The 26,745-nt window shown below is 65.8% G+C and carries 22 protein-coding genes, 1 rRNA gene and 1 other RNA gene; 21 read left to right on the forward strand and 3 right to left on the reverse strand.

The window, feature by feature from the left end; translation table 11 throughout:
• Positions 1–145 precede the first annotated feature (145 nt).
• A 5S ribosomal RNA gene (gene rrf / locus N5C88_RS12265) occupies positions 146–258 on the forward strand.
• A 237-nt stretch (positions 259–495) separates the two neighbouring features.
• Complete coding sequence (locus tag N5C88_RS12270) at positions 496–861, forward strand: membrane protein (RefSeq protein ID WP_013391517.1); 366 nt, start codon at positions 496–498, stop codon at positions 859–861.
• A 253-nt stretch (positions 862–1,114) separates the two neighbouring features.
• Here the strand turns inward: N5C88_RS12270 and N5C88_RS12275 are convergent, their stop codons facing one another.
• Entirely contained in the window at positions 1,115–1,393 is a 279-nt protein-coding gene (locus tag N5C88_RS12275; protein WP_059373735.1) for an SWIB/MDM2 domain-containing protein, read from the reverse strand.
• 147 nt (positions 1,394–1,540) lie between these two features.
• Between N5C88_RS12275 and N5C88_RS12280 the strand changes: the two genes are divergently transcribed.
• Both N5C88_RS12280 and pyrC read left to right on the forward strand, forming a co-directional pair.
• Entirely contained in the window at positions 1,541–2,734 is a 1,194-nt protein-coding gene (locus N5C88_RS12280; protein WP_054457611.1) for a M20 aminoacylase family protein, read from the forward strand.
• An 11-nt stretch (positions 2,735–2,745) separates the two neighbouring features.
• Positions 2,746–3,810, forward strand: coding sequence for a dihydroorotase (pyrC, locus tag N5C88_RS12285; protein WP_059373734.1), 1,065 nt, complete (start codon positions 2,746–2,748; stop codon positions 3,808–3,810).
• A gap of 97 nt (positions 3,811–3,907) precedes the next feature.
• Here the strand turns inward: pyrC and N5C88_RS12290 are convergent, their stop codons facing one another.
• Positions 3,908–5,734 carry an ATP-binding cassette domain-containing protein gene (locus tag N5C88_RS12290; RefSeq protein ID WP_280015388.1) on the reverse strand — a complete coding sequence of 609 codons (1,827 nt, stop codon included), beginning with the start codon at positions 5,732–5,734 and terminating at the stop codon, positions 3,908–3,910.
• Positions 5,735–5,868: 134 nt separating this feature from the next.
• On the opposite strand from N5C88_RS12290, the gene rnpB reads away from it, so the two are divergent.
• The 16 genes from rnpB to lpxC all read left to right on the forward strand — a co-directional run bounded on the left by rnpB (position 5,869) and on the right by lpxC (position 24,931).
• Positions 5,869–6,273, forward strand: an RNA gene (rnpB, locus tag N5C88_RS12295) — RNase P RNA component class A.
• 354 nt (positions 6,274–6,627) lie between these two features.
• The gene (mraZ, locus tag N5C88_RS12300; protein ID WP_006226256.1) at positions 6,628–7,056 is read left to right on the forward strand and encodes a division/cell wall cluster transcriptional repressor MraZ; all 429 of its coding nucleotides are present in this window, start codon (positions 6,628–6,630) and stop codon (positions 7,054–7,056) included.
• A 7-nt stretch (positions 7,057–7,063) separates the two neighbouring features.
• On the forward strand, positions 7,064–8,158 hold the full coding sequence (rsmH, locus tag N5C88_RS12305) for a 16S rRNA (cytosine(1402)-N(4))-methyltransferase RsmH (protein ID WP_059373732.1): 1,095 nt from the start codon (positions 7,064–7,066) through the stop codon (positions 8,156–8,158).
• Positions 8,158–8,448 carry a cell division protein FtsL gene (gene ftsL / locus N5C88_RS12310; protein WP_059373731.1) on the forward strand — a complete coding sequence of 97 codons (291 nt, stop codon included), beginning with the start codon at positions 8,158–8,160 and terminating at the stop codon, positions 8,446–8,448. Before rsmH ends, ftsL begins: the two co-directional genes overlap by 1 nt.
• On the forward strand, positions 8,445–10,175 hold the full coding sequence (locus N5C88_RS12315) for a penicillin-binding protein 2 (protein WP_059373730.1): 1,731 nt from the start codon (positions 8,445–8,447) through the stop codon (positions 10,173–10,175). The genes ftsL and N5C88_RS12315 overlap by 4 nt, the downstream gene beginning before the upstream one ends.
• On the forward strand, positions 10,172–13,027 hold the full coding sequence (gene murF / locus N5C88_RS12320; protein ID WP_059373729.1) for a bifunctional UDP-N-acetylmuramoyl-L-alanyl-D-glutamate--2,6-diaminopimelate ligase MurE/UDP-N-acetylmuramoyl-tripeptide--D-alanyl-D-alanine ligase MurF: 2,856 nt from the start codon (positions 10,172–10,174) through the stop codon (positions 13,025–13,027). The genes N5C88_RS12315 and murF overlap by 4 nt, the downstream gene beginning before the upstream one ends.
• Positions 13,017–14,186, forward strand: a complete 1,170-nt coding sequence (gene mraY, locus N5C88_RS12325; RefSeq protein ID WP_013391525.1) for a phospho-N-acetylmuramoyl-pentapeptide-transferase — start codon at positions 13,017–13,019, stop codon at positions 14,184–14,186. The genes murF and mraY overlap by 11 nt, the downstream gene beginning before the upstream one ends.
• Positions 14,183–15,715, forward strand: coding sequence for a UDP-N-acetylmuramoyl-L-alanine--D-glutamate ligase (murD, locus tag N5C88_RS12330; RefSeq protein WP_280015389.1), 1,533 nt, complete (start codon positions 14,183–14,185; stop codon positions 15,713–15,715). The genes mraY and murD overlap by 4 nt, the downstream gene beginning before the upstream one ends.
• Positions 15,712–16,905: a putative lipid II flippase FtsW gene (gene ftsW / locus N5C88_RS12335; protein WP_042796415.1), complete on the forward strand. Its 1,194-nt coding sequence runs from the start codon at positions 15,712–15,714 to the stop codon at positions 16,903–16,905. The genes murD and ftsW overlap by 4 nt, the downstream gene beginning before the upstream one ends.
• Positions 16,902–17,975 (forward strand): undecaprenyldiphospho-muramoylpentapeptide beta-N-acetylglucosaminyltransferase, encoded by a 1,074-nt coding sequence (murG, locus tag N5C88_RS12340; RefSeq protein WP_059373727.1) that lies wholly within the window; start codon positions 16,902–16,904, stop codon positions 17,973–17,975. The genes ftsW and murG overlap by 4 nt, the downstream gene beginning before the upstream one ends.
• On the forward strand, positions 17,972–19,378 hold the full coding sequence (gene murC / locus N5C88_RS12345; RefSeq protein WP_059373726.1) for a UDP-N-acetylmuramate--L-alanine ligase: 1,407 nt from the start codon (positions 17,972–17,974) through the stop codon (positions 19,376–19,378). The genes murG and murC overlap by 4 nt, the downstream gene beginning before the upstream one ends.
• Complete coding sequence (locus N5C88_RS12350) at positions 19,375–20,325, forward strand: D-alanine--D-alanine ligase (protein WP_251877950.1); 951 nt, start codon at positions 19,375–19,377, stop codon at positions 20,323–20,325. The genes murC and N5C88_RS12350 overlap by 4 nt, the downstream gene beginning before the upstream one ends.
• Positions 20,326–20,337: 12 nt before the next feature.
• Complete coding sequence (locus N5C88_RS12355; protein ID WP_059373724.1) at positions 20,338–21,162, forward strand: cell division protein FtsQ/DivIB; 825 nt, start codon at positions 20,338–20,340, stop codon at positions 21,160–21,162.
• A gap of 4 nt (positions 21,163–21,166) precedes the next feature.
• A complete protein-coding gene (gene ftsA / locus N5C88_RS12360) occupies positions 21,167–22,393 on the forward strand; it encodes a cell division protein FtsA (protein ID WP_006217473.1) in 1,227 nt (408 codons plus the stop codon).
• Positions 22,394–22,582: 189 nt separating this feature from the next.
• Positions 22,583–23,767, forward strand: coding sequence for a cell division protein FtsZ (gene ftsZ / locus N5C88_RS12365; protein WP_054457598.1), 1,185 nt, complete (start codon positions 22,583–22,585; stop codon positions 23,765–23,767).
• A 240-nt stretch (positions 23,768–24,007) separates the two neighbouring features.
• Positions 24,008–24,931 (forward strand): UDP-3-O-acyl-N-acetylglucosamine deacetylase, encoded by a 924-nt coding sequence (gene lpxC, locus N5C88_RS12370; RefSeq protein WP_059373723.1) that lies wholly within the window; start codon positions 24,008–24,010, stop codon positions 24,929–24,931.
• 281 nt (positions 24,932–25,212) lie between these two features.
• Here the strand turns inward: lpxC and N5C88_RS12375 are convergent, their stop codons facing one another.
• Positions 25,213–25,620 carry a DciA family protein gene (locus N5C88_RS12375; RefSeq protein WP_082401228.1) on the reverse strand — a complete coding sequence of 136 codons (408 nt, stop codon included), beginning with the start codon at positions 25,618–25,620 and terminating at the stop codon, positions 25,213–25,215.
• A 127-nt stretch (positions 25,621–25,747) separates the two neighbouring features.
• On the opposite strand from N5C88_RS12375, the gene N5C88_RS12380 reads away from it, so the two are divergent.
• On the forward strand, positions 25,748–26,719 hold the full coding sequence (locus N5C88_RS12380) for a M23 family metallopeptidase (protein ID WP_280015450.1): 972 nt from the start codon (positions 25,748–25,750) through the stop codon (positions 26,717–26,719).
• Positions 26,720–26,745 lie beyond the last annotated feature (26 nt).

The raw sequence follows: 26,745 nt of genomic DNA on the forward strand, positions 1-26,745 counted from the left end.
AAACCCCACAGGTAACCCCTGTGGGGTTTTGTCTTTTGTGAGAGCCCATTGCGGGCGCCTGTCGAGTCCGCTCCAGGCCCGTGCATCGGTCTCCCGGCAGAATTGGAGCGTTTGCCCCGATAGGGCACACACTCAAGCAGTTACGCCTGACAACAATAGCAAGGTGGTCCCACTCCTTCCCATCCCGAACAGGACAGTGAAACGCCTTTGCGCCGATGATAGTGGACGGACGTCCGTGAAAGTAGGTCATTGTCAGGCTTTGATTCCAAGAACCCCGCAGCTCGCGCTGCGGGGTTTTTTCTTTTGTCTGGTTGCGCGATGAGGTAGAAGGCTGTCGCCGCGGCTGCGCGCCGCCAGGCCTTTTTGGCGTGCGGTTGCGGACCGTCAATCAGGCTGCGAGCCGCGCCAGCATTGAATGTGCACAAATAACAACGGGCGTGGGCGGGGTAGCTTTGTGCGGTAAGATTGACCGAGTCAATTCGTTGGAGCGTTATCGTGAGTGATCCCCAGACCCCCGTGCCCGGAACGACGTTAGACCTGCGCACGTTGACCCACGTTGCCTACGGCTTGTACGCCCTGGGCTTCCTGACGAGCGGTTTCCTGGGCATCGCCACGCTGGCAGCCGTAGTGCTGATGTACCTGAAGCGCTCCGACGCCGCAGGTACCGTCTATGCCGCTCATTTCGACTGGTTGCTGCGTACCTTCTGGTGGGCCCTGCTTTGGCTGGCCATCAGCGGCATCGCGACGCTCATCTTCATCGGCTGGATCGGCCTGGCCGCGACTGTGATCTGGGTGTTGTATCGCTTGATCAAAGGCTGGCTGTCGCTGCTGGAAGGCTCCGCGCCGACCACCTACGCCTGAGGGTAGGTGGTCAAACAGAAGGCCGGCATATGCCGGCCTTTTGCTTTGTCGAACATGCCAACTGCCTGAAGAGGCGCGCCAGGCTTGGCTTTCGGGAAACGCTGGTGTGGGGAATCAGGCCATGCCGGTGAGGTTGTGGCGTGGCTGTCGCGGTGAGAGAAAGCTGCGCTGGGGAGGCGAGCTCGCCCAGGAATGAACCGGGGCGTCGCGACGATATGAAGGCAGGGACGTACGGGGTACGCCCTTTGCCTGCTTACTTCAGATGTGCGTTGACCAGCTTGGTCAGTTCGAACATCGTGACCTGATCTTTACCGAAGATCGGGCGCAGCTTGGCATCGGCGTTGATGTTGCGCTTGTTGCTGGCATCTTGCAGGTTGTGCTTCTTGATGTATTCCCAGATCTTTTTGGTGACCTCGGTACGCGGCACGGCTTCCGAGCCGATGACGGCGGCCAGGTCGGCGCTGGGGGTCAGGGGCTTCATGAATGCAGCGTTCGGCTTGCGCGCGGTCGCGGGTTTGGAGGTTGTGGCCATAATGCGGCGCTCCTTCTCTGGCTGTTGGAAAAATTGTCCTGCGGCCGGAGCATAACGTGTCTCTCTCGTAAAGACAAAGGCATTTATCCTCTGTAGCAACTAAAATGCACAGACTGTCCCCTCTATATCGTCATTCTGTAACCTCCTATGTACGCACGATCTCCTTTGGAATCAATTCGCCTCTTTCATGACGAATTGACGGCGCTGCGGCGCGATTTGCATGCGCATCCCGAGCTTGGCTTCGAGGAAGTCCGGACCTCCGGGATCGTGGCGGGCGCGCTGGAGGCGCTGGGGATCGAGGTGCACCGCGGCATCGGCAAGACCGGTGTGGTGGGCGTGATCCGCGGCAAGCGCTGCGACAGCGGGCGCATGATAGGCCTGCGTGCCGACATGGACGCCTTGCCCATGACCGAAGACAATGACTTCGGCCACAAGTCGACCAAGCCCGGCCTGATGCACGGTTGCGGTCACGACGGTCACACCGCGGTGCTGATCGGCGCGGCCAAATACCTGTCGCAGACACGCAATTTCGATGGCACCGCGGTACTGATCTTCCAGCCAGCGGAAGAGGGGCGCGGCGGCGCGCGCGCCATGCTGGAAGACGGCCTGTTCGATACCTTTCCGTGCGACGCGATTTACGCGCTGCATAACTGGCCGGGCCTGAAGCCGGGCACGATAGGCATCAATCCCGGGCCGATGATGGCCGCCGCCGACCGCTTCGAGATTCTGATCACCGGACGCGGCGGCCACGGCGCGCATCCGTACCAGACCATCGATCCCGTCACCATCGCGGGGCAGATCATCACCGCGTTGCAGACCATCGTGTCGCGCAACGTCAATCCGCTGGATTCGGCGGTGGTGTCCATCGGATCCCTGCAGGCCGGGCATCCCGGCGCCATGAGCGTGATTCCGCGCGAAGCGAGAATGGTCGGCACGGTGCGCACGTTCCGCAAGTCCGTCCAGGAAATGGTGGAGACCCGCATGCGCGAGTTGGTGTCCGCGATTGCGGGCGCTTTCGGCGGCACCGCCGAGGTCACTTACGAACGGATCTACCCTGCGACCTTGAACACGCCGCAGCACGCCAATCTGGTGGCCGATATCGCCACCGAGATGATAGGCAAGGAGAACGTCGTGCGCGATCTGACGCCGTCGATGGGCTCCGAGGATTTCTCTTTCATGTTGCAGAGCAAGCCTGGCGCATACTTCCGCCTGGGCCAGGGCGGAGCCGATTCCGGCTGCGTGCTGCACAACTCGCATTTTGATTTCAACGATGCCGTCATCCCCTTGGGCAGCGCGATGTTCAGCGCGCTGGCCGAACGGGGCATGCCGCTGGCAGATTAAGAAGCCTTCCCATGTCTACTCAAAGCACGACTCAGCTCACCATCACCCGGCCGGACGACTGGCACCTGCATCTGCGCGACGGCGCTGCCCTGGAGGCCGTGGTGGCGGATACCGCGCGCCAGTTCGCGCGCGCGATCATCATGCCCAACCTGAAGCCGCCGGTCACGACCACCGAGCAGGCGCTGGCCTATCGCGGCCGCATTCTGGAGGCTTTGAAGAAGGCGGGCGGCAATCCGGATGCCTTCACGCCGTTGATGACGCTGTATCTGACCGACAACACCACGTCGGAAGAGATTTTCCGCGCCTACGAGTCGGGCCAGGTTTATGCGGTGAAGCTGTATCCTGCGGGCGCCACGACCAACTCCGATGCCGGTGTGACCGATCTGCTGGGCAAGTGCACGAAGGCGCTGGAAGCGCTGGAAAAATGCGGCATGCCGTTGTTGGTGCACGGCGAAGTGACGGACCCGTCGATCGACCTGTTCGACCGCGAAGCCATCTTTGTCGAGCGCGTGATGAAGCCGCTGCGCCGCGCCTTCCCTGCCTTGAAGGTGGTGTTCGAACACATCACGACGAAAGAGGGCGCGGAATACGTGCGCGACGCGGAAGGCCCCATCGCAGCCACGATTACGCCGCAGCACCTGCTGTACAACCGCAATGCGATTTTCCAGGGCGGCGTGCGGCCGCACTTCTACTGTCTGCCGGTCCTCAAGCGCGAGACGCACCGCCTTGCGCTGGTCGAGGCGGCGACCAGCGGCAGCCCGCGCTTTTTCCTGGGCACCGACAGCGCGCCACACGCGCGCGGGTTGAAGGAACATGCCTGCGGCTGCGCTGGTTGCTACACGGCATTGCACGCGATGGAGCTGTACGCGACGGCGTTCGATGCTGTCGGCAAGTTGGACAAGCTGGAAGGCTTCGCTAGTTTCCATGGCCCGGATTTCTACGGTTTGCCGCGCAACACCGGCACGCTGACGCTGGTGCGCGAGACCTACCAGGTGCCGGAGGAAGTGGCGTTCGGCAACACGACGTTGGTTCCGCTGGCCGCGGGTGAAGCGCTGACCTGGCGCGCACGGGGCTAGGCAACCGGGTTGCCCGGCTGCTCCCGGACAAGAAAATGCCCCCGAGATCCCGGGGGCATTTTTCATGCGCCTCTATATGTATATAGAGACAAGCTGATTACAGCGTACCTTCGCGGCGCGCTTCCAGCAGTTCCCAGCGGGCGAAGCGCTCTTCGAGTTCGCCTTCCAGCTTGGCGAGTTCGCCGTTGATGCGTTCGACTTCGGCGGGCGCGTCGCGGTAAAGGCTGCCATCGGCGAGCTTGCCGGCGAGCTCGGCCTGTTGCGCTTCCAGGGCGGCGATGGCGTCAGGAAGGCCTTCCAGCTCGCGCAGCTCCCAGGAGTTCATCTTGGCGGACTTGGCCGGTTTGGGCTTGGCGGCCTTGGCGCGCGCGGCGGCATCGTCGGCAGGCCTGGCGGCAGGAGCTGCGTCTTCGGCCGGGGCCGCGGGCGCGGGCCGCTGCGCGACCCATTCGTCGTAGCCGCCCACGTAATCGCGCCAGCGGCCATTGCCTTCGTAGGCGATGGTCTGGGTGACGACGTTGTTCAGGAAGGCGCGGTCATGGCTGACCAGCAGCACCGTGCCCTGGTACTCCTGCAGCAATTCTTCCAGCAGCTCGAGCGTTTCGATGTCGAGGTCGTTGGTGGGTTCGTCCAGCACCAGGATGTTGGCGGGACGGGCGAACAGGCGCGCCAGCAGCAGCCGGGCGCGTTCGCCGCCGGACAGGCTGCGCACGGGCGAGCCGGCGCGGGCGGGCGAGAACAGGAAGTCGCCGAGGTAGCTCATGACGTGCTTGCGGGCGCCGCCGATTTCCACCCATTCGCTACCCGGGCTGATGATGTCGACGAGCGTGGCGTTTTCGTCCAGCTGCGCGCGCATCTGGTCGAAATACGCAACCGCGACGTTGGTGCCAAGCCGCGTCGTGCCGCTGTCGGGCTGCATCTCGCCCAGGATCAGCTTGAGCAGGGTGGTCTTGCCCGCGCCGTTGGGGCCGATGATGCCGATGCGGTCGCCGCGCAGGATGGTCGTGGAATAGTCGTCCACCACGATCTTGTCGCCGAAGGCTTTGTTCACATGGTCGAGTTCGGCGACCAGCTTGCCGGAGCGCTGGCCTTCGGCCAGGGCGAGCGAAACGTCGCCGACGCGTTCGCGGCGCTCGGCGCGTTCGACCCGCAGCCGTTCCAGGCGGCGCACGCGGCCTTCGTTGCGGGTGCGGCGGGCCTCGACGCCCTTGCGGATCCAGACTTCTTCCTGCGCCAGCAGCTTGTCGAAGCGGGCCTGTTCCAGGCGCTCGGACTCGAGCCACTGGGCCTTGCGCTCTTGCCACTGCGAGAAGTTGCCGGGAAAGCTCAGCAACCGCCCGCGATCGAGTTCAACGATGCGAGTGGCCACCGCATCCAGGAAGCGGCGGTCGTGGGTGATGATGACCGCGGCGCCTTTCCAGGCGCGCAGCATGTCTTCCAGCCAGGCGATGCCTTCGAAGTCCAGGTGGTTGGTGGGTTCGTCCAGCAGCAGCAGATCGGGCTCGTCGACCAAGGCGCGAGCCAGCGCGACGCGCTTGCGCGTGCCGCCCGACAGGCCCGCGATCTGTACGTCAGCGGGCAGGCCGAGCTTTTCGAGCACCGAGCGCACGCGCGAGGGGCGCTGCCAGTCTTCATGATCGCCCTCGACATTGCAAACCACATCGAAGACGGTGGCGTTTTCGTCGAGTTCGGGTTCCTGTTCGACCGTGGCGACGCGCAGGCCCGAACTGCGGGCGATGTCGCCGTCGTCGGGCTGGGTCCTGCCGTCCAGCAGCCTCAGCAACGAAGACTTGCCGGCACCATTGCGGCCGATGAGGCCTATGCGCTCGCCCGCCTGGATGGCGAAATCGGCATGGTCCAGCAGCGGGTGGTGGCCATAGGCCAGCTGGATGTCGGTAAGGGTGATGAGAGTAGCAAGGGCCATGTGATGGGTATTGTCTGCGGCGTCTGAGCGGATCAAGGCGTATTGTCGCAGGAACCCCGCAACGCCGTTTGCGCGGCAGGGTATCGAGGTCTCTTCGGGGACGGAGCCGGCAGGTGTAATAGAATACGCACCGCAAGGCGGGTCGGACGATCGCGGTGGATGCGAATCCATCGAGGAAGGTCCGGACTCCATAGGGCAGGGTAACGGCTAACGGCCGTCCGGCCGCGTCTTCGGGCGCGGTTGAGGAATAGGGCCACAGAGACGAGTCTGCGGGGCGGGCGCGCAGCGCGCGCACAGATACGGCCATCTCCGTATCGCGCCGTCCGGCAACGGGCGGCGGCATCGCAGGGTGAAACGCGGCAACCTCTATCCGGAGCAACATCAAATAGGCATGCGTGCGGTCTTCGGACCGCGTAGGGCGGCCCGTCCAAGCATGCGGGTAGATGGCTAGAGCGGCTCAGCAATGATCCGTCCAGAGGAATGATCGTCCGCCAGGGAAACCTGGTGTACAGAATCCGGCCTATAGACCCGTCTTGCAACTCATTCTCAACGCGAGCCGGGTCCGGGCTGGAGCCCGGCGTCGCGCTGGCCGGGCCGGACCATTTTTGGGGCCGCTCCAATCGGCGGGGCCGGCTGGAAGCCTTGCCAACCGGAGCTAACGACCGACCGTAAAACAATGCAAAGCCATTGTTAGCCGCCACTTCTGAAGAAGGACTTTTAGATAGTGCCGCAACCTCCTGATTTATTGGGAGGTTTTTCTTTTTGCGGATTTACATGTTGATCTAAGTCCTTGTTGTGATTGAAAAAATTGCAACCACGCGCTTGACCGCCCCGATCCCATACCGTAGAGTGGGAAATAGTAGGAAATTGTGCAATTAAGTGGGGTAAAAGTGGTGTTTCAGGGAAGCAGCGCGCTCACGCTGGATGCCAAGGGACGGATCTCGATTCCGACCCGGCACCGTGACGCGCTCATGTCGCAGGCCGATGGCCGGCTGACCCTGACACGCCACCCTGACGGCTGCTTGCTGGTCTACCCGCGGCCGGAGTGGGAAAAGAAGCGCGAGCAGATTGCCGCCTTTCCCATGACGGCGCGCGCGTTGCAGCGGCTGTTGCTGGGCAACGCTCAGGACGTGGAACTGGACGGCTCCGGCCGGGTCTTGATCGCTCCTGAACTGCGCAACGCTTCCGGTATGACGCGCGATGTGATGCTGCTCGGTCTGGGCGCGCACTTCGAGCTGTGGGACGCCGCTACTCTGGCCAGCCGCGAGGCTGAGGACCTGGCCAAGGGTATGCCGGATGTGTTGAATCAGTTTTCGTTCTGAAAAAGTTATGGAATTCGAACATCGGCCCGTTCTGCTGGAGCCGACGGTGGACGCGCTATTGCTGCCCGACTTCGGCGGCAAGGGTGCGGCACGGTCGCATCAGCATGCCGGGCCGGCTGCGGCTACGCGGGCGGAAGACGGCGTCTTCGTCGACGGCACCTTCGGGCGTGGCGGGCACAGCCGCGAATTGCTTGGCCGTTTGGGGCCGAGCGCCAGGCTGGTGGTGTTCGACAAGGATCCGGAGGCGATCGCCGTAGCCAGGCAACTGGCGGCAGCGGACCCGAGGGTCACCGTGGTGCATGGCGGCTTTGCCACCATGGCCGAAGAATTGGAGCAGCTCGGCATCGGCAAGGTCGATGGCGTGATGCTGGATCTGGGCGTTTCCTCGCCTCAGATCGATGATGCCGAGCGCGGTTTCTCGTTCATGCGAGATGGCCCGCTCGATATGCGGATGGACACCACTCGTGGTCCCACGGTGGCGGATTGGCTGGCGCAAGCCAGTGTGGATGAGATGCGGGAGGTCATAGCGGATTATGGCGAAGAACGGTTTGCTTTTCAGGTTGCAAAGGCGATTGCTGCTCGCCGCGCAACAAGGCCGCTGCGCACCACGCTCGAACTTGCCGAGTGCGTCGCCAGCGCCGTCCGCACGCGCGAAAAGGGGCAGCATCCGGCCACACGCACCTTTCAAGCTCTACGGATTTACATCAATCGGGAACTCGAAGAGCTCGCGCGCACCCTCGCGGCAGCTCTAGACCTGCTCGCCCCGGGAGGGAGGTTGGCGGTGATCAGCTTTCATTCGCTTGAAGACCGCATGGTCAAGCAATGCATCGCGGCGGCGGCTCGTCCGGCTGCCGCGCATGCGCGCCTGCCCCTGCGGGAAAGCGAAATGCCCCAACCGGTCCTGCGTTCCCTGGGCCGCGTGCTGGCCGAAGACGACGAAGTCTCGGCCAACGCCCGCGCCCGTTCCGCCGTCCTGCGCGTTGCCGAACGCACCGAGACGCCGCTGCCCGCCGAGGGTGGTTTTGCGTTCGTGAAGATCGGCTCGCTGCCGGGCAGCGACCTGGCACCCCCGCCGCGCCGCGGCAAGGGAGGGCGCCGCTAATGGGTCGCGTCAACCTGATCGTTGCGGCTTTGCTGATGCTGTCGGCCATTTCCCTGGTCACCAGCCGGTATCAGTCGCGCCAGCTCTTCATCGAGCTGGGACGTGATCAGGCGCAGGCGCGCGACCTCGAAACCAATTGGCGGCGCCTGCAGCTGGACCGCGCCGAACTGGCCCGCAACGCGCGGGTCGATGCCATCGCACGCGACGGCCTGAAGATGATCTCCATCGTTCCGGACCGCACGCTGTACATGAACCAGCCGCCCGTCTCCGCCAACGGAGGCGCGCAATGAAACGCGTCCCTTTCTTCGACAACCCTGTGCTGCGCGGGCAATTGCCCACCTGGCGCGCGCGCCTGGTGCTGATCCTGCTGTTCGGCGGATTCACCGTGCTGGCTGGCCGCGCCCTGTTCCTGCAGGGGCTGTCCACCGAATTCCTGCAGCAGCAGGGCGAGCGGCGCTATGAGCGCACGCTGACCCTGGCCGCCACGCGCGGCAAGATCATGGACCGCAATGGCGCCGTGCTGGCCTCCAGCGTGCCGGCGCGCGCCATCTGGGCGATTCCCGAAGACGCCAAGCAGGCCACCCCGGCGCAGATGGATACGCTGGCGAAGCTGCTGGAAACGCCGCCGGCCGACCTGCGCCACCGCCTCGTCGACGAAGACAAGAACTTTGTCTACCTGAAGCGCCAGGTCTCCATGGACGTGGCCGACAAGATCAAGCAATTGGGCATGCCGGGCGTGCATCAACAGCCCGAGACCCGCCGCTACTACCCGGACGGCGACGTGATGGCTCACGTGGTGGGCTTTAACAGCGTCGAGGACCAGGGGCAGGAAGGCGTTGAGCTGACGTTCAACCAGCAGTTGTCCGGCCGCCCCGGCAGTCGCCGCGTGATCAAGGACCGGCTCGGCCGCGTGATCGAAGACGTGCAGGCCGTGACCCTGCCGGTGGATGGACGCGACCTGCGCCTGTCGATCGACACGCGCTTGCAGTACCTGGTGTTCAAGGCGTTGAAGGACGCGATGGACAAGCACCAGGCCAAGGGCGCGACCGCGGTGGTCGTGGACGTGCACACGGGCGAGATCCTGGCCCTGGCCAACGTGCCGACCTTCGATCCCAACAAGCGCGAGACCTTCCACGGTTCCAAGCTGCGCAACCAGGCTATCACCGACACCTTCGAACCCGGTTCGATCATGAAGCCGTTCACCGCCGCGCTGGCGCTGGACCTGGGCCGCATCAGCACCAAGACCCTGTTCGAAACCGGCAACGGCCGCTTCCAGTACCAGGGCAGCACGATCAGCGACGTGAGCCGCAACGGCACGCTGGACGTGGCGGGCGTGCTGCGCAAGTCCAGCAACATCGGCATGACGATGATCTCCGAGAAGCTGGAATCCCGCGAAATGTGGGACCGCTTCACCGAACTGGGTCTGGGGCAGGCGCCCCAGGTGGGATTTCCCGGCGCGGCGCCCGGCCGCCTGCGTCCGTGGGACCGCTGGCGCCTGATCGAAAAGGCCACCATGGCCTACGGCTACGGCCTGTCGGTGTCGCTGCTGCAGGTGGCGCGCGCCTATACCGTTTTCGCCCGTAACGGCGACATGGTGTCGCTGACCCTGGTCAAGCGCGACAGCGACCCCACCAGCGTCAAGATCTACACGCCCAAGACCACCGAAATGGTGCGCGGCATGCTGGAAGCGGCCGCCGGCCCCGAAGGCACCAAGGCCGCCCAGGTGCAGGGCTACCGGGTCGCCGGCAAGAGCGGCACGGCGCGCAAGATCGTCGACGGCAAGTACAGCATGCAGCGCTATCGGAGCTCTTACGTGGGCTTCGCTCCGGTATCCGATCCGAAGATCGTCGTGGCCGTGTCCATCGACGAGCCGACGGTCGGCGGCTATTACGGCGGCGCTATCGCCGCGCCCGTGTTCTCCCAGATCGTGGGGGGGAGCTTGCGGCTGATGGGGGTGCGCCCGGACGCACCCTTCGAATCCACAATTGTTGCTGGTCTTAAGGAGCCAGGCAGATGAGCGCCAAAGGCTTCCTCTCCAACCCTGTCGCCACGGTTGCCGAAACCGTGGCGTGGTTGCATTCGCGCGTGTCGTTGACCGCGCACCTCAAGCTGGACTCCCGCGATATCGAGCCGGGCGATGTATTCGTCGCGTGCCCGGGCCTGTCCAGCGACGGACGTCTCTATATAGAGAAGGCGTTGGCGCTGGGCGCCAGTGCAGTGTTGTTCGAAGCTCCCGCCAACGAGGCCGTGACGGCCGTGGCGGACCACGCTGCAATGCTGCCGGTGACCGGCTTGCGCGGCCTGCTGGGCGAGTTGGCCGACACCTGGTACGGCCGGCCCTCGGCCGAGCTGGCGGTGGTGGCGGTAACGGGCACCAACGGCAAGACGTCATCGGTGCAATGGATTGCCCATGCGCTGAGCCGCAATGACAAGCCCTGCGGCACCATCGGCACCCTGGGCGCCGTGTTGCCCGATGGGCAGACGCTGGGCGGCGACCTGACGACGCCCGACGTGCTGACCGTGCACCGCACGCTGGCCGCGATGCGCGACGCCGGCGCCAAGGCCGTGGCCATGGAAGCCTCTTCCATCGGCATCGAACAGGGCCGCATGGACGGCGTGCGTGTTGCGCTGGCCGCCTTCACCAACCTGACGCGCGACCATCTTGACTACCACGGCACCATGGAACGGTACGAAGCCGCCAAGGCGCGCCTGTTCCGCTGGCCGGGCCTGACCGCCGCCGTGATCAACGCCGACGACGAAGCCGGCCGCCGCCTGATCGCCGACCTGCCTGCCGGCATGGCGATGGGCTACAGCCTGAGCGAAGCGCAGGACATTCCCGCCGGCATGCGCGCGCGCGATCTCCAGGCTACCGCGCAGGGGCAGATCTTCACGCTGGTGTCGCCGCATGGCGAGGCGCAGATCGTGACGCGCCTGCTGGGCGCGCATAACGTATCGAACCTGCTGCTGGTTGCGGGCGTGCTGTATCAGCTGGGCCTGCCGTTTGCGCAGATCGCGCGCGAACTGGCGGCGACTGACCCCGTCGACGGCCGCCTGCAGACCGTCGAACCGGTGGCGCATAGCACCCAGGCCAGCACGGGCCGCGGCCCGCTGGTGGTGGTGGACTATGCCCATACCCCGGATGCGTTGTCACGCGCGCTGGCGGCCTTGCGCGCCGTTGCGACCGCCCGATCGGGCCGCTTGATCTGCGTGTTCGGCTGCGGCGGCGAGCGCGATCCGGGCAAGCGTCCGGTGATGGGCCGCATCGCTGCGGACTTGGCCGACCATGTAGTCGTGTCCAGCGACAACCCGCGCACCGAGTCGCCCGAAGCCATCGTCGAACAGATCCTGACGGGTATTCCCGACAACGTGACGCCCGACGTGCAAGTGGACCGCGCACGCGCCATCATGCAGACCATCTGGGCCGCGGCGCCCGATGATGTGGTGCTGCTGGCCGGCAAGGGCCATGAAACCTACCAGGATATCGGGGGCGAGAAGCTGCCGTTCGATGACCGGGAGTGGGCGCGGCTGGCGCTGCTGTTGCCGCAGGTCAAGGGCGTGTCGACCGACACCCGCCGTATCGGCGAAGGCGAACTGTTCGTGGCGCTGGTGGGCGAGAACTTCGACGCCCATAACTATCTGGATCAGGCCGAAGCGCGCGGCGCGTGCGCGGCCGTGGTGGCGCATGCCGTGCCCGACGCCAAGCTGCCGCAACTGGTGCTGGGCGATACCCGCGTCGCGTTGATGCGCATCGGCGCCGCGTGGCGCGCGCGGTTCACGCTGCCCGTGGTGGCGGTGACCGGCAGCAATGGCAAGACCACCACCAAGGAAATGATCTCGGCGATGCTGGCCGAGTGGCAGGGCGAGACGGGCCGCCTGGCGACCGCCGGCAACCTGAACAATGACATCGGCGTGCCGCTGACCCTGCTGCGCCTGCGGCCGGAGCACCGCGCCGCCGTATTCGAACTGGGCATGAACCACCCCGGCGAGATCGCGCAGCTGGCCGCCCTTGCGGCGCCCTCGGTGGCGCTGGTCACCAACGCCCAGCGCGAACACCAGGAATTCATGCACAGCGTGGAAGCGGTGGCGCACGAGAACGGCGCCGCCATCGCGGCGCTGCCCGAGGACGGCGTTGCCGTGTATCCCGGCGACGAGCCGTATTCGGCGATCTGGGATGCCCTGGCCGAGCCGCGCCGCGTGCTGCGTTTCGGCCTGCAGCCCGGCCTGGACGTGTACGCCGAGCAGATCCTCGCCGACGTGAACGCCACGCGTTGCCGTGTGGTGACGCCGGTGGGCGTTGCCGACCTGACGCTGCCGGTGCCGGGCCTGCACAACCTGCGCAATGCGCTGGCCGCCATTGCCAGCGCGATCGCCGCGGGGGCTCCGCTGGACGGCGCGGTGCGCGCACTGGCTGGTTTCAGCCCGGTCGCGGGGCGCATGCAGCACAAGAGTATGAGTGACGGAACGTTGCTCATTGATGACACTTACAATGCCAACCCCGACTCGGTCCGCGTAGCCGTGGACGTGCTGGCCCGCATGGCCGGCAAGCGCGTCCTGGTGCTGGGCGACATGGGCGAGGTCGGGGACAACGGCCCCGCCATGCATGTCGAGGTGGGCAATTACGCGCGTGAGCAAGGGCTCGACGCGCTCATCACGCTAGGCGAAGCCAGCCGGGCGGCCGCCGCCGCATTCGGAGTGGGCGCACACGCCTGCGCATCGGTAGACGAAGTGGTTGCCGCCATGCGCGGCCTGCGCGCGTCCTGCGTATTGGTAAAGGGATCGCGCTTTATGCGCATGGAGCGGGTAGTGACGGCTTTTTCTACGAATGAAGGTGTGACGGCCAAGGGGCAGGGAGAGCAGAATGCTGCTTGAAATCGCCCGCATGCTGTCTGACGATGTGCGCGCACTGGGGGTGTTCGAATACATCACCCTGCGCGCTGTTCTGGCATGCGCGACTGCGCTGTTGATTGGCCTGGTGGCGGGTCCGCGCGTGATCCGCAAACTGACCGAGATGAAGATCGGCCAGGCCGTGCGCTCCTACGGTCCGGAAACCCATCTGGTCAAGACCGGCACCCCCACCATGGGCGGCGTGCTCATCCTCATTTCCATCGCCATCAGCACGCTGCTGTGGGCGGACTGGACCAACCGCTTCGTGTGGGTGGTGTTGCTGGTGACCTTCGGCTTCGGCTGGATCGGCTGGATGGACGACTACCGCAAGGTGGTCTATCGCGATCCCGAAGGGATGCCCGCGCGCCAGAAGTTCTTCTGGCAGGCCACCATCGGCATCGTGGCCGCGGTGTATCTGGCTTTCGCTGTGTCCGCGCCCGCCAACACTGAACTGTGGCCCCTTTTCAAGGCCTGGGTGGGCAGCGGCTTCACGATGCCGCTGCCGACGCGCGCTGACCTGATCGTTCCGTTCTTCAAGAGCGTGAGCTATCCGTTGGGCGTGCTTGGCTTCGTGGCGCTGACCTGGGCGGTCATCGTCGGCACCAGCAATGCCGTGAACCTGACCGACGGCCTCGATGGCCTGGCCATCATGCCTACCGTCATGGTGGGCAGCGCGCTGGGCATCTTCGCCTATGTGGTCGGTCGCGTGGACTATTCCAAGTACTTGCTGTTCCCCTACATCCCGGGCGCGTCGGAACTGATGGTGCTGTGCGCCGCGATCGGGGGCGCCGGGCTGGCATTTTTGTGGTTCAACGCGTATCCGGCCCAGGTCTTCATGGGCGACGTCGGCGCGCTTGCTCTGGGTGGCGCGCTGGGCACCATTGCGGTCATCGTGCGCCAGGAAATCGTGCTCTTCATCATGGGCGGCGTGTTCGTGGTCGAGACCCTTTCCGTGATGATGCAAGTGACTTGGTTCAAGTACACCAAGCGACGTTATGGAACAGGTAGACGCATTTTCCGCATGGCCCCGTTGCATCATCACTTTGAAGTGGGCGGCTGGAAGGAAACCCAGGTGGTCGTGCGTTTCTGGATCATCAGCATGATGCTGGTGCTGATTGGCCTCTCTACCCTGAAGTTGCGATGAATACGATGGAAACCTCCCGCGCAGACGCGCCGCTCGTCCTAATCCTCGGATTGGGCGAGACGGGTGTCGCCGCCGCTCGCTGGTGCGCCCGCCTGGGCACCCGCCTGCGCGTGGCCGACACGCGCGCCGAACCGGGCGGGCTGGCTGCGCTGCGCGAATCGCTGGCGCAAAGCGAAGTGGAATACCGCTTGGGCTGCGACGAGTCGTTCGACACGGCGCTGCTGGACGGCGTGAGCCAAGTGGTGCTGAGCCCGGGCTTGGCGCCTGCCCAGGCGCCCGCGGCCGATCTGCTGCGCGAGGCCGAGGCCCGCGGCATCGAGATCGTCGGCGAGATTGAATTGTTTGCGCGCGCGCTGGCCGATCTGGCTGAAACGCGCGAGTACCGGCCGCGCCTGTTGACCGTGACAGGTACCAACGGCAAGACCACCGTTACCGCGCTGACGCGCCAACTGATCGAAGCCAGCGGTCTTTCGGCCGTGGCGGCGGGCAACATCAGTCCCGCGGCGCTGGCCGCGCTGATGGAAGCGCTGGATGCCGAATCGCTGCCGCAGGTCTGGGTGCTGGAGCTGTCCAGCTTCCAGCTGGAAACCACGCGCTCGCTGATGGCCGACGCGGCCGTCGTGCTGAACGTCACCCAGGATCATCTGGACTGGCATGGCAGCATGGAAGCCTACGCGCAGGCCAAGGCCCGCCTGCTGAAGATGGCCCGGGTCGCCATCGTCAACCGCGACGATCCGTACACCGTGGACATGGTTGCCACGCTGAACGCGCTGAATGTGCGCAGCTTCGGCCGCGACGTGCCGGAGCTGGTCGGCGACATGGGCCTGGAGCTGGGCCAGGGCGTGGCGTGGCTGGCGGCCTGCGAACCCAACGATTTCGATGAACCCGCGCCGCCGGTGCGCCGCAAGAAGGACGCGCCCGAGCCGGTGCGCGCCAAGGGCCGCATGAGCCGCCTGATGCCGGTGGACGCCCTGCGCATCCGCGGCATCCACAACGCCTTGAATGCGCTGGCTGCGCTGCAGTTGGCGCGCTGCCTGGACCTGGGCTGGGGCCCGATGTTGCGCGCGTTGCGCGAATACACGGGCGAACCGCATCGCGCAGCCTTCGTGCGCACGATCGGCGGCGTCGACTACATCAACGACAGCAAGGGCACCAACGTGGGCGCTACCGTCGCCGCGCTGGAAGGTCTGGGCCAGCCCGTCGTGCTGATCGCCGGCGGCCAGGGCAAGGGCCAGGATTTCTCGCCGCTGATTCCGGTGGTGGCGCAGCACGCGCGCGCCGTGATGCTGATTGGCCAGGACGGTCCCGAGATCGGCCGTGTGCTGGCGTCGACCGGCGTGCAGTGCGTGACGGTTGAAACCCTGCGCGACGCCGTGCGCGGCGCTGCCGAGTTGGCTCAGCCCGGCGATGCCGTGCTGCTGTCGCCCGCCTGCGCCAGCCTGGACATGTTCCGCAACTATCCGCACCGCGGACAGGTGTTCGTGGAAGAGGTCGAAGACCTGGCCCGCGACCGTGGAGAGATCGCATGAGCTTGATCGCCGATCTCACCGCCAGCGTCAACGCCGTACGGCCCGGCCGTACCCGCATGCGCAATTTCGATCTGCCGCTGGTCATCGCGGCGTCGACCTTGCTGCTGCTTGGCCTGCTGATGGTGTATTCGGCGTCGATCGCGCTGGCCGACGGCCCGCGCTATGCGTCCTATGGCCGCTACTACTTCGTGATCCGCCATGGCTTGTTCATCAGCGCCGGCCTGGTGGGCGCGGCGGTGGTGCTGGCCGTGCCGATCCGCGTGTGGCAACGCCTGGCGGTGCCGCTGTTCGTGGTGGCCATGGTGCTGCTGGTGGCGGTGCTGATCCCCGGCATCGGCCGCGAAGTCAATGGCGCGCATCGCTGGATCCCGCTGGGTCCGCTGAACTTCCAGCCCTCCGAATTGATGAAGCTGGCCGCACTGCTCTACGCCGCCGACTACACCGTGCGCAAGCAGGAACACATGCAGGCCTTTGCCCGCGGCTTCCTGCCCATGGCATTCGCGCTGGCCGGCGTCGGCATGCTGCTGCTGCTGGAACCCGACCTGGGCGCCTTCATGGTGATCGTGGCGATTGCCATCGGCATCCTGTTCCTGGGCGGCATCAACGGCAAGTACTTCAGCAGCCTGCTGGCCGTGCTGGTCGGCACCTTCCTGATGCTGATCTGGCTGTCGCCGTGGCGCCGCGCGCGCCTGTTCGCGTATCTGGATCCCTGGAACGAAGACAACGCCTACGGCAGCGCTTACCAGCTATCGCATTCGCTGATCGCCCTGGGCCGCGGCGAATGGCTGGGCGTGGGCCTGGGCGCCAGCGTCGAGAAACTGCATTATCTGCCGGAAGCGCATACCGACTTCCTGATGGCGGTGGTAGGCGAAGAATTGGGCTTTGCCGGCGTGATGCTGGTCATCACCCTGTTTGCCATCATCGTTTATCGCGGCTTCGACATCGGCCGCCAGGCCATCGCCATGGAACGCACTTTCGCGGGCCTGGTGGCGCATGGCGTGGCCATGTGGTTCGGCGTGCAGGCCTTCATCAACATGGGCGTCTGCCTGGGCCTGCTGCCCACCAAGGGCCTGACCCTGCCCCTGATGAGCTATGGCGGCTCCGGCATCGTGATGAACCTGTGCGCGTTGGCCATGCTGATCCGGGTCGACGTGGAAAACCGCGTCATGATGCGTGGGGGGCGAGTATGACCTCCCGCACCATCCTGATCATGGCTGGGGGCACCGGCGGACACATCATGCCGGGCCTGGCCGTGGCCGACGTGCTGCGCGAGCGCGGCTGGCGCGTGCTGTGGCTGGGCAATCCTGAAAAGATGGAAGGCCGGCTGGTGCCGCCGCGCGGCATCGAACTGGTGCCGCTGCGCTTCCAGGGCGTGCGCGGCAAGGGCGCCTCGGCGCTCTTGAAGCTGCCGTTCCTGCTGCTGCGCGCCTTTGGGCAAGCGTGGTCACGCCTGTCCGACGTGCGGCCCGACGTGGTGCTGGGCATGGGCGGCTATGTGGCTTTCCCGGGCGGCGTCATTGCGGCGCTGCGCGGCACGCCGCTGGTCGTGCATGAACAGAATGCCGTGGCCGGCACCGCCAACAAGTGGCTGGCCAGGATGGCCCGCCGCGTACTGAGCGGTTTTCCCGGCGTGCTGCCCAAGGGCGAGGCCATGGGCAATCCGGTGCGCGCGGACCTGTGCGCGTTGCCGGATCCCGCGCAGCGCTATGCTGGCCGCAGCGGCCCGCTGCGCCTGCTGGTGGTGGGCGGCAGCCTGGGCGCCCAGGCGCTGAACACGACCTTGCCGCAGGCGTTGGCGCGTCTGCCGCAGGAAAGCCGGCCGGTGGTGGTGCACCAGGCCGGCGAACAGCATTTGCCCGCGCTGCAGCAGGCCTACGCCCAGGCGGGCGTGGAGGCCGACTGCCGCGCATTCATCGATGACATGGCGGGCGCCATGGGCGAAGCCGATCTGCTGATCTGCCGTGCGGGCGCCATGACGGTGTCCGAAGTGGCCGCGGCGGGCGTCGCGGCCTTGTTCGTGCCGTTCCCGCATGCCATCGATGACCACCAGACCGCCAACGCGCGCTTTCTGAGCGACGCGCAGGCCGCCTGGCTGCAGCCGCAGACCGGCCTGACGCCCGAATGGCTGGCGCAGTGGCTGGGTCTACGCTCCCGACAAGAACTTCAAGCCGTGGCCGAACGGGCCCGCGCGCATGCGCGCCCCGAAGCCGCGGCCCATATCGCCGACGTCTGTGAACAAGCAGCGGGGCGCGCATCATGAAACACAGAATTCAACACATCCATTTCGTAGGCATCGGCGGCTCGGGCATGAGCGGCATTGCCGAGGTGCTGCTCAACCTGGGCTACACCATCAGCGGTTCCGACCTGAACGAGTCGGCCGTGACGCGCCGCCTGGCCGGCCTGGGCATGAAGATCGCGATCGGCCACGTGGCCAGCAACGTCACGGGCGCCGCCGCCATCGTCACCTCCACCGCGGTGGCGGGCGACAACCCCGAAGTGATCGCCGCCCGCGCGGCGCGCATTCCGGTGGTGCCGCGGGCCATCATGCTGGCCGAGCTGATGCGCCTGAAGCGCGGCATTGCCGTCGCCGGTACGCACGGCAAGACGACCACGACCAGCCTGGTGGCCAGCGTGCTCGCCGCTGGCGACCTGGACCCGACCTTCGTGATCGGCGGCCGCCTGAACTCGGCCGGCGCCAATGCGCGCCTGGGGCAGGGCGACTACATCGTGGTGGAAGCCGACGAATCCGACGCCTCGTTCCTGAACCTGCTGCCGGTGATGGCCATCGTGACCAATATCGATGCCGATCACATGGACACCTACGGGCATGACGTGGCGCGCCTGAAGAGCGCCTTCATCGAGTTCACGCAGCGCCTGCCGTTCTACGGCAGCGCGGTGCTGTGTTCGGACGACGCCAATGTGCGCGAGATCATGCCTTTTGTGTCGCGGCCCATCACGACCTACGGCCTGAACGAAGAGGCACAGGTGCGCGCCTACGAAGTGCAGCCGGAAGGCACGCGCATGCGCTTCAACGTGCAGCGCACGCACCGCGACACCTTGTTGCCGCCGCTGCAGGTCGAACTGAACCTGCCGGGCCTGCACAACGTGCGCAACGCGCTGGCCGCGATCGCCGTGGCGACCGAGCTGGGCGTGGCCGATGCAGCCATCTGCGAAGCGCTGTCGTCCTTCCGCGGTGTGGGCCGCCGCTTCACGCAGACGGGCGAATTCCCTGTGCCGGCCAGCCACGGCGGCGGCACTTTCACGGTGATCGACGATTATGGCCATCACCCGGTGGAAATGGCCGCCACGCTGGCCGCCGCGCGCGGCGCCTGGCCCGACCGTCGCATCGTGCTGGCCTTCCAGCCGCACCGCTATACGCGTACCCGCGACTGCTTCGAGGATTTCGTGCGCGTGCTGGGCACGGCCGACGCGGTGCTGCTGACCGAGGTCTATGCCGCGGGCGAGCCGCCGCTGGTCGCGGCGGACGGCCGGGCCTTGTCGCGCGCCCTGCGCGTGGCCGGCAAGGTTGAGCCGGTGTTCGTCGAGGACGTGGCGGAACTGCCGCAGGCCATCGTGGATTTCGTGCGCGACGGCGACGTGGTGATTTGTATGGGAGCGGGTTCGATCAGCAAGGTCCCCGCCCAAGTTGGAGAACTGGCATGAGCACGCAATTCGGCAAGGTGGGTGTGTTGTACGGCGGTCGCTCCGCTGAGCGCGAAGTGTCCTTGATGTCGGGCGCGGGCGTGCACCAGGCGCTGGTCAGCGCCGGCGTGGACGCGCACCTGTTCGACACGGGCGAGCGCAGCCTGTCCGAGCTGGCCGCCCAGGGCTTTGACCGCGTGTTCATCGCTTTGCACGGCCGCTACGGCGAAGACGGCACCATCCAGGGCGCTCTGGAATTGCTGGGCATCCCCTACACCGGAAGCGGCCCGCTGGCCTCCGCGCTCGCCATGGACAAGACCATGACCAAGCGCGTCTGGCTGCAGCATGGCCTGCCCACGCCTGACTTCGAATTGCTGGACGCCGACACCGAGCTGCGCCTGGTGCCGGACCGCCTGAGCTTGCCTCTGATCGTCAAGCCGCCGCACGAAGGTTCGACGGTGGGCATCACCAAGGTGGTGGGCTATTCCGACATGAAGGAAGCCTACGCCGCAGCCGCGCGTTTCGATGCCGAAGTGCTGGCCGAGCAGTTCATCACCGGCCGCGAGCTGACCGTGGCGGTGCTGGGCGGCGGCAAGACCGCGCGCGCGCTGCCCGTCATCGAGATCGCCGCGCCCGGCGGCAACTACGACTACGAGCACAAGTACTTCTCCGACGACACGCAGTATTTCTGCCCGGCCACGCTGCCGCCCGAAGTGGCCGCGGAAGTCGCCGAGATCGCGGTCAAGGCTTACCAGGCGCTGGGCTGCGAAGGTTGGGGCCGCGCCGATTTCATCCTCGACCGCGACAACCGGCCGTGGCTGCTTGAAATGAATACCTCGCCTGGCATGACCAGTCATTCACTCGTTCCCATGGCCGCCAAGGCGGTGGGAATCAGCTACGCCGAACTGTGCGTGGCGATCTTGTCCGAGGCTGCGTGCAAAGTGCGCAGCCCGGCCCGCAACGCTTGACCCGGATACTCTGTGTGGAACGACGCTCGCACCACCAACCTGATCGCCAACACGCTGGCCGTGCTGGCGGTTTGCGCCATGCTCATCGCGGGCGTGGTGTGGGTGGCGCAACGCCCGTTCTTCACGCTGCAGGCCATCGAGCTGGAATCGATGCCGGACACCGAGCTGCACTACGTGTCCACGGGGGCGGTGCGATCGGCGATCGCGGGCCGCTTCAAGGGCAATTTCTTCACGGTGGACCTGGACGACGCGCGCGAGATCTTCGAATCGGTGCCGTGGGTCCGGCACGCCACCGTGCGGCGGATCTGGCCCAATGTGTTGCGCGTGCGGATCGAGGAACAGCAGCCCCTGGCGCTGTGGAACGAGAACCAGATGATCAACACCTGGGGCGAGGCGTTCACGGCCAACACGGGCGAGGTGGACGACGAGACGGTGCTGCCGCAGTTCTCCGGTCCGGAGGGGACCGAGTCGCTGGTCGTGCAGCGTTACGCCGAGTTGGCGCGCTGGTTCGCTCCACTGGACATGCACGTCACGCAGTTGGACCTGAGTCCGCGCTACGCCTGGCGCGTGGTGCTGTCCAATGGCATGTCGCTGGACCTGGGCCGCGATCCGGGCGCCGATGCGCCGGATCCGCATGGCCTGCCGGGCGCCTTGCCGTTTGCGGCCCGCATTCAACGTTTTGTGCAGGCGTGGCCCGCCGTTGCCGGACGCCTGGAAGGGCGCACCGTGACGCAGGCCGACCTGCGCTATCCCAATGGTTTCGCCCTGGCGCTGGCCCCGTTGCCGCCGTCGGAAACCAAATCCAAATCCACACCGAAACCTCCCAAGAAACGCTAACGCCATGACCCGTGACATCAAGGACCTTATCGTCGCCCTCGATATCGGCACCAGCAAGGTGGTGGCTGTGGTGGCTGAAATTTTGCCTGAAGGGCGATTCGAAGTGCTGGGCCTCGGCCAGCACGAATCGCGCGGCATGCGCAAGGGCGTGGTCGTCAATATCGAGACCACTGTGAATTCCATCCAGCGCGCGCTTGAAGAAGCCGAGCTGATGGCAGATTGCAAGATTCGCGACGTCTACACCGGCATTGCCGGCAGCCATATCCGCAGCTTCAATTCCAGCGGCATGGTCGCCGTGAAGGACAAGGAAGTCACCGCCACCGACGTTGCCCGCGTCATCGAGACCGCCAAGGCGGTGAACATCCCGACCGACCAGCAAGTGCTGCACGTGCTGACGCAGGAGTTCATCGTCGATGGCCAGGAAGACATCCGCGAACCCATCGGCATGAGCGGCCTGCGCCTGGAAGTGCGCGTGCACATCGTGACGGGCGCGGTCAGCGCCGCCCAGAACATCGTGAAGTGCGTGCGCCGCTGCGGCCTGGAAGTGCAGGACCTGATCCTGCAGCCCCTGGCCTCCAGCCTGGCCGTGCTGACTGCCGATGAAAAGGAACTCGGCGTCGTGCTGGTCGACATCGGCGGCGGCACCACCGACGTGGCCATCTTCACCGGCGGCGCGATCCGCCACACCGCCGTGCTGCCGATCGCCGGCGACCAGATCACCAACGACATCGCCGCGATGCTGCGCACGCCCACGCCCGATGCCGAGGAAATCAAGCTGCGCTATGGCGTGGCCAAGCAGGTCCTGGCCAGCCCGGACGAGTCCGTTGAAGTGCCGGGCCTGGGCGACCGCGGCCCGCGCCAGGTCAAGCGCCAGGCGTTGGGCGCTGTGATCGAGCCGCGGGTGGAAGAGCTGTTCACGCTGGTGCAGCAGGTCGTGCGCGACTCCGGCTACGAGGACTTGCTGGCTTCCGGCGTGGTCCTGACCGGCGGTTCGGCGCAACTGCCCGGCATGATCGAACTGGCCGAGGACGTGTTCCTCAAGCCGGTGCGCGTGGCGGTGCCCGAATACGAAGGCAGCCTGGCCGACGTGATGCGCAATCCGCGCTTCTCGACGGTGATGGGCTTGTTGCAGGAAGCAAGAATGCAGCGTGTGCGCGGCCGCAAGGTCGCCGCCCAGACCGGCAATTTCAAGAGCCTGCTGGCGCGCATGAAGGAATGGTTCATGAACTGAGTTGTACAGGGCAGGTTGGGGCCTGTCCTTGGTGCGGTTCGCGGCGGTATCGCGGGCCGGGCCAGAAGAGGGGAGGCGCTTCAAACCCGTTGCGGGCCCGTCCGGCGACGAGTTTGAGGCGATTCACAAAACATAGGTTGGTTGGGGAATTTTTGTGATTTGCGAAATCGGACTTGTGAGGGAGTCATCATGATGAACTTTGAGATGCTTGAGAACAACACCAAAGGGACCGTTATCAAGGTCGTTGGTGTGGGCGGTGCGGGCGGCAATGCCGTGGCGCACATGATTCGCAGCGGCGTGCACGGCGTGGATTTCATCTGCGCCAACACCGATGCGCAGGCACTGGCGGCGACCAACGCCCCGGTGCAGATCCGTCTGGGCCGCACCGGCCTGGGCGCGGGCGCCAAGCCCGAGCAGGGACGCGCGTCGGCTGAAACCGCGCGCGAGGAGATCCGTGCCGCGCTGAATGGCGCGCACATGGTCTTCATTACCGCCGGCATGGGCGGTGGCACCGGCACCGGCGCAGGTCCGGTCGTGGCCGAAGTCGCCAAGGAACTGGGCATCCTGACCGTGGGCGTGGTCACCAAGCCGTTCACCTTCGAAGGCAACAAGCGCCTGAAGATGGCCGAGGACGGCATCTCGGAACTGGCCAAGCATGTGCATTCGCTCATCGTGGTGCTCAACGAGAACCTCTATGAACTGATGGACGAGGACGCGACGCAGGAAGACTGCTTCCGTTCCGCCGACGACATCCTGCACAACGCTTGCGCGGGTATCGCCGAAATCATCAACGTCGAAGGCAACGTCAACGTCGACTTCGAAGACGTCAAGACGATCATGGGCGAGCAGGGCCAGGCCATGATGGGCACGGCGTCGGCTTCGGGCGCTGACCGCGCCCGCGTGGCCGCCGAGCACGCCATCGCTTGCCCGCTGCTGGAAGGCGTGGACCTGAACGGCGCTCGCGGCGTGCTGGTCAACATCACCGCCAGCCGTTCGCTGAAGATGCGCGAAACGCGCGAAATCATGGAAACGATCCGCAGCTACGCTTCGGACGACGCGACCGTGATCTTCGGCACCGCCTACGACGAGTCCATGGGTGAGAACCTGCGCGTGACCGTGGTTGCGACCGGCCTGGGCCGTGCGCAAGCGCGTCCGCAGCTGGTGCAGAACACCGCTGAAGTGCTGCGTACCGGCACCGACAACATGCCCATGGGCGCGATGCCGGCTGGCGGTCAAGGCGATTACCGCAACCTGGACATGCCGTCTGTCATGCGCAATCCGCGCAGCCAGGCGTCGGCCCAGGTGCGTGCACTGGAAAGCTCGGGCATGGATCATTTCGACATCCCGGCATTCCTGCGCAAGCAGGCGGATTGAACCTAAGAGCCTGTTTCAGGCTCTAAACGCACTCCCTCATCTCCGGCCCGCCTGTCCCCACAGGCAGGCCGGAGGCGAAGCGGTCCGTGTTCCCCTTGCACGGTTCCAATAAGGGACGGAGGTATCGGTCGATCCGGACGCCAAATGGCGCCAGGGATCGGACAGAGTTACAATACGTCAGTTACGCCGGCAATCTGCTCGTCTTCTTGCCGGCTTCCTGGCTCAAAACACCCAAGTCTCATGTTCCGACAGCGCAGCATTCAGAATCTCGTCCGCACGACAGGCGTCGGCGTCCACTCCGGACGGCGGGTCGAGCTCACCTTGCGCCCGGCACAACCGAATACGGGCATCGTTTTCCACCGCGTCGACCTGCCGCAAGTCGTGGACCTGCCCGCGCAGGCCACCGGCGTGGGCGACACGCGCATGGCATCGGTGCTGCAGCAAGGCAATGTCCGCGTGTCCACGGTGGAACACCTCATGTCGGCGCTGGCCGGCCTGGGCATCGACAACCTGCATATCGACCTCACTGCCGAAGAAGTCCCGATCATGGACGGCAGTGCGGCCACGTTTGTCTACCTGCTGCGCTCGGCAGGCATCGTCGAACAGAACGCGCCCAAGCAATTCATTCGCGTTCTGAAGCCGGTGGAAGTGCGCGAAGGCGAAGGCCGCAACGAGAAATGGGCCCGGCTGGAACCGCACGAAGGCTATGCGCTGGCGTTTTCGATCGATTTCCGCCACCCCGCCATCGACTCCACGGCCAATTTCGCCGAGATCGATTTCGCCACGCATTCGTATGTGCGTGAAATCGCCCGCGCGCGCACCTTTGGCTTCGTCAACGAAGTCGAGGCCTTGCGCTCCATGGGCCTGGCCCGCGGCGGCAGCCTGGATAACGCCATCGTCATGGACGAGTACCGCGTGCTCAACAGCGACGGTCTGCGCTACGACGACGAATTTGTGAAGCACAAGATCCTGGACGCCATCGGCGACCTGTATCTGTTGGGCAAGCCCCTGGTGGCGCGCTACGTCGCGTGCAAGTCGGGTCACGGTCTGAACAATCAGCTGGCCCGTGCGCTGCTGGAGCAGCGCGACGCCTGGGAGCTGATCACCTACGAATCGCAGGCGGAGGCGCCGCAGGCGTTCCGCCACGAGTGGCAGCTGGCCTAGCGTCAGACCCACCCCCTACCCCCCGCTGCGCGGGTCCCATCCAGGGGCGGCGCTGGCGGACCGGCAAAGCCGGCCTCCGCTGCGCCCGCGCTATCATTGTGCGCGGCTAGGTTCCTGATCGTTCGCGGTAATTCCCTGGGCGGCTCCCAGCGGATGGCTGCGGTCGTCATCCCCTAGCGCTTAAGGCGCAAACCGGCGGCAAACCATAGTATCGATCCGTCCGAGAACTTGGTTTCGCTTCGTTTCCGGGGGGCGCCGGATCAAGGACAACCCTGCCGGCTTCAGCTACTCTTGTGGTGCTTCAAGAGCTTGGCGACCGCGTCGGCCAGAGGGCCGGGCCGCAGGTTGCCGTGCAGTGTCTCGAACGCGCCCAGGGCGGTGTTGCCCAGCGGTTGCGCCTCTTTGGGAGGGCGCGGCTGACGGGCGCCGGGCTTGGGCAAACCCGCTTGTACCTTGACGGCGATTTCGTTAAGGTTCCAGCCTTGGTCTGCCAGGGACCGCGCGATGCGCGGTGCCAATTGACGCATCTTGGCCGCATGCGCGGCACTCGGCACCACCAGGTGGAGGCACTGGTTTTCCAGCTTGCCCACCTGGCATACGGCGCCCAGCGGGGCGGGCAGAACCGCCGCCACCGCGTACTGAATTTGCAGGTGCTTGCGGGCGGTCGCCAGAACTCCGGCGCCCCGCATGTCATGACCCAGCCATCCCAGGGCGGTATCTTCTTTCCGCCGGCTGGAACTGGAACGTTGACGGTATGAAGTGGGTCTATTCATCCCGGCTCTAAGAATTAGGAAGCAAACCTTGAAAATCGTGATTATGCACGCCCGCGACGGGCAGGACGGGCATTTCACCCTGGGCGGCGCGCGCCTCGCGCTGTTTCTGGGGGGCGCCTTGATCACGGCCGCCATCTTTGGCGCCGCATTACAACGATACCTTACTCCGATCCTCCCGGCCGTACATGCCGTGGGCTGGCCCCTGGCGGGCCAACCCGGGCGCGATGCCGATTTCCTGCGCGGCAACATGAATTTGCTGGCCGCCAAGGTCGGGGCGCTGCAGGCCAAGCTGGTGAGCATTGACGGATTGGGCCAGCGCGTGGCCAAGGTGGCCGGCGTGGCCTATACCGACCCCGAATTGGCCAAGCAGCTGGCCGTGGCGCAGCCCGAGGCGCTGACCCAGCCCGAGGCCACCCAGGTCATGGACGATCTGTTCACCGACCATCCGCCGCCCAGCGCGGCCTCGGCCGAGGCGCTGGGCCGCCAGCTCGACGAGATCCAGGCCAGGCTGGCCCAGCAGTCCGACAATCTGAAGCTGTTGGACGCGGCGCTGACCAAGCGGTCGGCGGACCAGGCGCGCATGCCGACCGCCATGCCCATCACCGATTACCCCTATCTCAGTTCGTCTTATGGCTGGCGCCGCAACCCCGTGACCGGGCGCAGCGCCATGCACGAAGGCCTGGATTTCGCCGCGCCTCCGGGCACGCCCATCCTGGCTGCCTCGGGCGGCGTGGTGCTGGAGTCCAAGTTCCAGCCGGGTTACGGCAACATGGTCGAGATCGATCATGGCGACGGCCTGATCACCCGCTATGCCCACGCTTCCTCCCTGATGGTCAAGCAGGGTCAGCTGGTTGAACGCGGCCAGCAAGTGGCCCGCGTGGGCAGCTCCGGCCGTTCCACTGGCCCGCATTTGCACTTCGAAGTGCGCCTGGCCGGGCAGCCGCTGGACCCGCGCCTGTTCCTGGGGCCGCACCAGACCGCGCCTCCTTCCGCGGTCGCCCACGCCGCCCAGTGAACCTGGGCGGTCCGCGCCGGTCAAAC

Source organism: Achromobacter sp. GD03932, assembly GCF_029839485.1.
Lineage (GTDB): Bacteria > Pseudomonadota > Gammaproteobacteria > Burkholderiales > Burkholderiaceae_B > Achromobacter > Achromobacter bronchisepticus_A.

Bases quoted from the DNA above. Each gene is read 5' to 3' on its own strand.
- pyrC (WP_059373734.1), top strand. From the start codon at position 2,746: ATGTCTACTCAAAGCACGACTCAGCTCACCATCACCCGGCCGGACGAC.
- murG (WP_059373727.1), top strand. From the start codon at position 16,902: ATGACCTCCCGCACCATCCTGATCATGGCTGGGGGCACCGGCGGACAC.
- N5C88_RS12380 (WP_280015450.1), top strand. From the start codon at position 25,748: ATGCACGCCCGCGACGGGCAGGACGGGCATTTCACCCTGGGCGGCGCG.
- mraY (WP_013391525.1), top strand. From the start codon at position 13,017: ATGCTGCTTGAAATCGCCCGCATGCTGTCTGACGATGTGCGCGCACTG.
- ftsL (WP_059373731.1), top strand. From the start codon at position 8,158: ATGGGTCGCGTCAACCTGATCGTTGCGGCTTTGCTGATGCTGTCGGCC.
- N5C88_RS12280 (WP_054457611.1), top strand. From the start codon at position 1,541: ATGTACGCACGATCTCCTTTGGAATCAATTCGCCTCTTTCATGACGAA.
- lpxC (WP_059373723.1), top strand. From the start codon at position 24,008: ATGTTCCGACAGCGCAGCATTCAGAATCTCGTCCGCACGACAGGCGTC.
- N5C88_RS12290 (WP_280015388.1), bottom strand. From the start codon at position 5,734: ATGGCCCTTGCTACTCTCATCACCCTTACCGACATCCAGCTGGCCTAT.
- murD (WP_280015389.1), top strand. From the start codon at position 14,183: ATGAATACGATGGAAACCTCCCGCGCAGACGCGCCGCTCGTCCTAATC.
- N5C88_RS12350 (WP_251877950.1), top strand. From the start codon at position 19,375: ATGAGCACGCAATTCGGCAAGGTGGGTGTGTTGTACGGCGGTCGCTCC.
- ftsW (WP_042796415.1), top strand. From the start codon at position 15,712: ATGAGCTTGATCGCCGATCTCACCGCCAGCGTCAACGCCGTACGGCCC.
- N5C88_RS12375 (WP_082401228.1), bottom strand. From the start codon at position 25,620: ATGCGGGGCGCCGGAGTTCTGGCGACCGCCCGCAAGCACCTGCAAATT.
- N5C88_RS12275 (WP_059373735.1), bottom strand. From the start codon at position 1,393: ATGGCCACAACCTCCAAACCCGCGACCGCGCGCAAGCCGAACGCTGCA.
- N5C88_RS12315 (WP_059373730.1), top strand. From the start codon at position 8,445: ATGAAACGCGTCCCTTTCTTCGACAACCCTGTGCTGCGCGGGCAATTG.
- murF (WP_059373729.1), top strand. From the start codon at position 10,172: ATGAGCGCCAAAGGCTTCCTCTCCAACCCTGTCGCCACGGTTGCCGAA.
- ftsZ (WP_054457598.1), top strand. From the start codon at position 22,583: ATGATGAACTTTGAGATGCTTGAGAACAACACCAAAGGGACCGTTATC.
- ftsA (WP_006217473.1), top strand. From the start codon at position 21,167: ATGACCCGTGACATCAAGGACCTTATCGTCGCCCTCGATATCGGCACC.
- murC (WP_059373726.1), top strand. From the start codon at position 17,972: ATGAAACACAGAATTCAACACATCCATTTCGTAGGCATCGGCGGCTCG.
- rsmH (WP_059373732.1), top strand. From the start codon at position 7,064: ATGGAATTCGAACATCGGCCCGTTCTGCTGGAGCCGACGGTGGACGCG.